The 3,029-nt window shown below is 57.3% G+C and carries 2 protein-coding genes; one reads left to right on the top strand and one right to left on the bottom strand.

All coding sequences use genetic code 11. The annotated features are described in order from the left end of the window. Positions 1–386 precede the first annotated feature (386 nt). Positions 387–629 (top strand): hypothetical protein, encoded by a 243-nt coding sequence (locus tag ACSQ3Z_RS37220; RefSeq protein WP_436176027.1) that lies wholly within the window; start codon positions 387–389, stop codon positions 627–629. A gap of 344 nt (positions 630–973) precedes the next feature. Here the strand turns inward: ACSQ3Z_RS37220 and ACSQ3Z_RS37215 are convergent, their stop codons facing one another. Then, a complete protein-coding gene (locus tag ACSQ3Z_RS37215) occupies positions 974–1,267 on the bottom strand; it encodes a hypothetical protein (RefSeq protein ID WP_436176026.1) in 294 nt (97 codons plus the stop codon). Positions 1,268–3,029: the final 1,762 nt, after the last annotated feature.

The raw sequence follows: 3,029 nt of genomic DNA, 5'->3' as shown, positions 1-3,029 counted from the left end.
AACACTTGGCGGGGCTTACCTTCGCCAACGAGCAAAAACGCGCGATCGGGCACGTCCCGCGCGCAAGCCGCCATTTCAAACATTCCTCTATGACTCTTGCCGTCGGAAAGACCCTTGATCATGCCTTCACTAGCTCGGCGCGAACAGCTCGCATTGGACGCCCGTTCGCTTTTCAAGTTCGGCCAAAAGTCGGACTCAAATCCGACTCACTTTCCGTCAGGTGCCCGACCAGCGCAAAACTCTGTGAGGGAAACCTTGCCGACATATCTAAGACGGAGTTAGACCAGTTGACGGCTCGACGTTGGCTGAATGTGCGCAGACACTCACAGCGCCCGGCAGGAGGCTGAGCTCGCTGCCGGGCCGGTGCGCCTTGGGAGGAGGCGTAGTTGCGAATCCTTTGGAAAAATTCAACCGCATTCAGGCCAGCACAAGATAACAGGATCGAGCTTGGCGACTGTAACGTATCTAATCGGCCGATTTCTGCGAATCATCCCTTCTCCACGCAGGAGATCAGCGTTGCGCGCCGAGATGTGCATGAAACCGGTGACATGCTGACCTGCGGACGCCTTCAGGGTAAAAAAGGGGAGATTGAAAAGCTGAGTCTGATGGCCGCGCTCAGGAAGCAATGAGACGGCTGCCGGGAAAGCCTGTCTTCTCGTCATCAAACGGGCAGAACCGGTAAGTCGCGCACCCTTGAGCCGCCAGCGCAAAAGCGTTCCCGACGTGGCGCCTTGGGAATGTCGATCCACGGTTAAATCCTGCGCTCCTATGGGAACCAACGCCGGATACCTGAAATGCTCAATCGCCATGAGCTGTCAATGCAGCGTTTCAGGCGACTATCCTTCAGGCAAAAGTTCCGCTGATCGCGATCGGCGAGTATGTCGCCGCCTGTGAGGCTGCTGACGTGCACAATGCCGACTATTGAGCGGAGCTCGGGCGACCCTCGGAGGCATGAGCGGTGAAAACGATTTGGTTATGCGACACTTACCGACCTCCGCCACGCAAGGTTCGCACCGTCCATGCTCCCGTGGGGGCGGCCAACTGAATTATTCATTCCGGAAGGGAACCGCAACGCCGGATCGCCGAGGACGGTCTCAGGACAGGTGATGGCGACGACGAGAACCTCGAGCGTTGTCGAAGGTAAAAGATACGCAGCACGAAGATCCTCATTCGTCCATTTCAGCGACCCTGGCTCATCCGGTGTTTCGCTCGATCCTTGCTCACAGACGATCTTGACCGAGATGCCGCTTGGATAGACGTTCGGCATGAAGAACCTTCCGGGCCGAGGCTAATGTCACCAAATATGGCCGGCGTCCTGATGTCTCGGCGATCTCGAAATGCACTAGAACTTAGAATCAGGCGATGCGCCTACTGTAAGAAACGAGCCCCGAAATAGTCGCCGGTCCGGTGCCTGCCCGCTGCCGTGCTACCTTACTCGCCCGATCTGGGAAACAGATATTTCGATCTCAGGCGCTACTCAGAAAGTAAGCAGCCAAGCCGGACCACCCTTCACTTTCTTGAGCAAAAATGAAAGCTCTTCTTCGCATTGTTGTTGACCCTCAGTTGCGAGCTGTGCGGCGTTCAGAGAGTAGATCGGCATCAGCTTTTTAGCCGTGCCTTCGCTCACACTTGCGATGAAGGTACCACTGTCGGCGCTTTACAGTTGCAAAGATTTTGTAAACTTGGGTGAAAGATCTGTTGCACATTTTGGTTGTCGCGGTGTGGCACGGAGCGTCTCGAGCCATGTGCGAAGCCGGGCGTTGTTACGATCCGGAAGCTCGCCGGCGCGATCGATGAGCTGCTGAGCGGTCCGTAGATCCGGACGCAGGGCGGTCTTGGATTAACTTCGGCGGCGCGGCTTCATCGTAACAGGAGAGCAATCGATAAAGTCATTTTCTGCCATCCACTCGAACAGCCGCCGGCGACACCGACACGGTGGTTGGAGCTTCACGGTCGCATGCGCGGACGGCTCAAGAAAGAAGCATCGAGGAGCGCCGGGGTGATGTCGGTCATACTCGGGACACCTTGAACGTTCAGATACCCCGTCGAGCATCCGCAGCGCCTTGTCTTCGACGTTGTAGCACCGGTTGAGCGCGCGCTTGTGGCGAACGAAAGCGACGATGTGGGGCGCGATCGGGCTTGAAGGCTCGGGAAGACGGGTTCTCATTGCAGATCCTCCCCATCCGTCACTTCACGCAAGCCATCGACATGGACCTTGGCGTAGATCATGGTTGAGGAAGCGGCTTGATGTCCGACATAGTCGCCGCGAAATCCCGTGTCCAGCAGGCGCTGGACGCAGGCTTGAAGAGTGTCTGATCCCGGACGGCTAACCGGAATTCCGCGCGATGAAGATACTTTCTGGCAGTGGCCGACACCGCAGAGTGTTGGACACGTTGCGCCAAGTGGACGCGTCGATCAGGGACCCGCGAGCCATTCGAGAAGTTTTGGCTCGCTCTGCCAGACTGGCTTTCGGGGAGGTCCACCGAAGAAGCAGCAAGCACCTGACAAGCCTGATGACCCCGATGACCTTGGAGGTTGCCGTGCTACCCGAGAATCCATGACGCTCTTTTTGGGGGTCGCGTTGCAAAATCTCGTTTGGCCGAATGACAGGCCACCACGGACCCAATTCAGGCAGCGATTGCTTCGAATTTTTCAGTGTCGGAGCCGGATTGAAGTCAAACGGCCTGGCCGCCTATCGCCTTTCGTTATTCGCCAGCGTGGCGCTTGCTGCCATGAAGGGCTTTAGACCCCGGCATAGGCCGGACGTGCAGTTGATACAGTGCGGCGATAGTCCTGCTCAATGCGCCTGGCATCCAAACGACGCATATCGATTCCCGTGCGGTCGCTGGCTTGCATCAACATCGAACCTCGTCGAGCGCTCCCTCAACAAGCTGAAGCATCTCCCAGTTAGTGCAACGCAATACGAAATGTCTTCTGCGATGGAGCAGGCGCGCGGGATTGGGGGCGACGGCTGGATTACACGTTACCTACCTGCACATTGTGCAAATTCCGCGTAGTGGCGCCTGCCG

The sequence above is a fragment of the Mesorhizobium sp. LjNodule214 genome (genome assembly GCF_964252735.1).
Lineage (GTDB): Bacteria > Pseudomonadota > Alphaproteobacteria > Rhizobiales > Rhizobiaceae > Mesorhizobium.
The sequence above is the reverse complement of the archived record's forward strand: the minus strand, read 5'-3'. Positions and strand labels throughout refer to the sequence as shown.

Excerpts from the sequence above, each read along its gene's own strand:
- ACSQ3Z_RS37215 (WP_436176026.1), bottom strand. The coding sequence starts at position 1,267 with ATGCCGAACGTCTATCCAAGCGGCATCTCGGTCAAGATCGTCTGTGAG.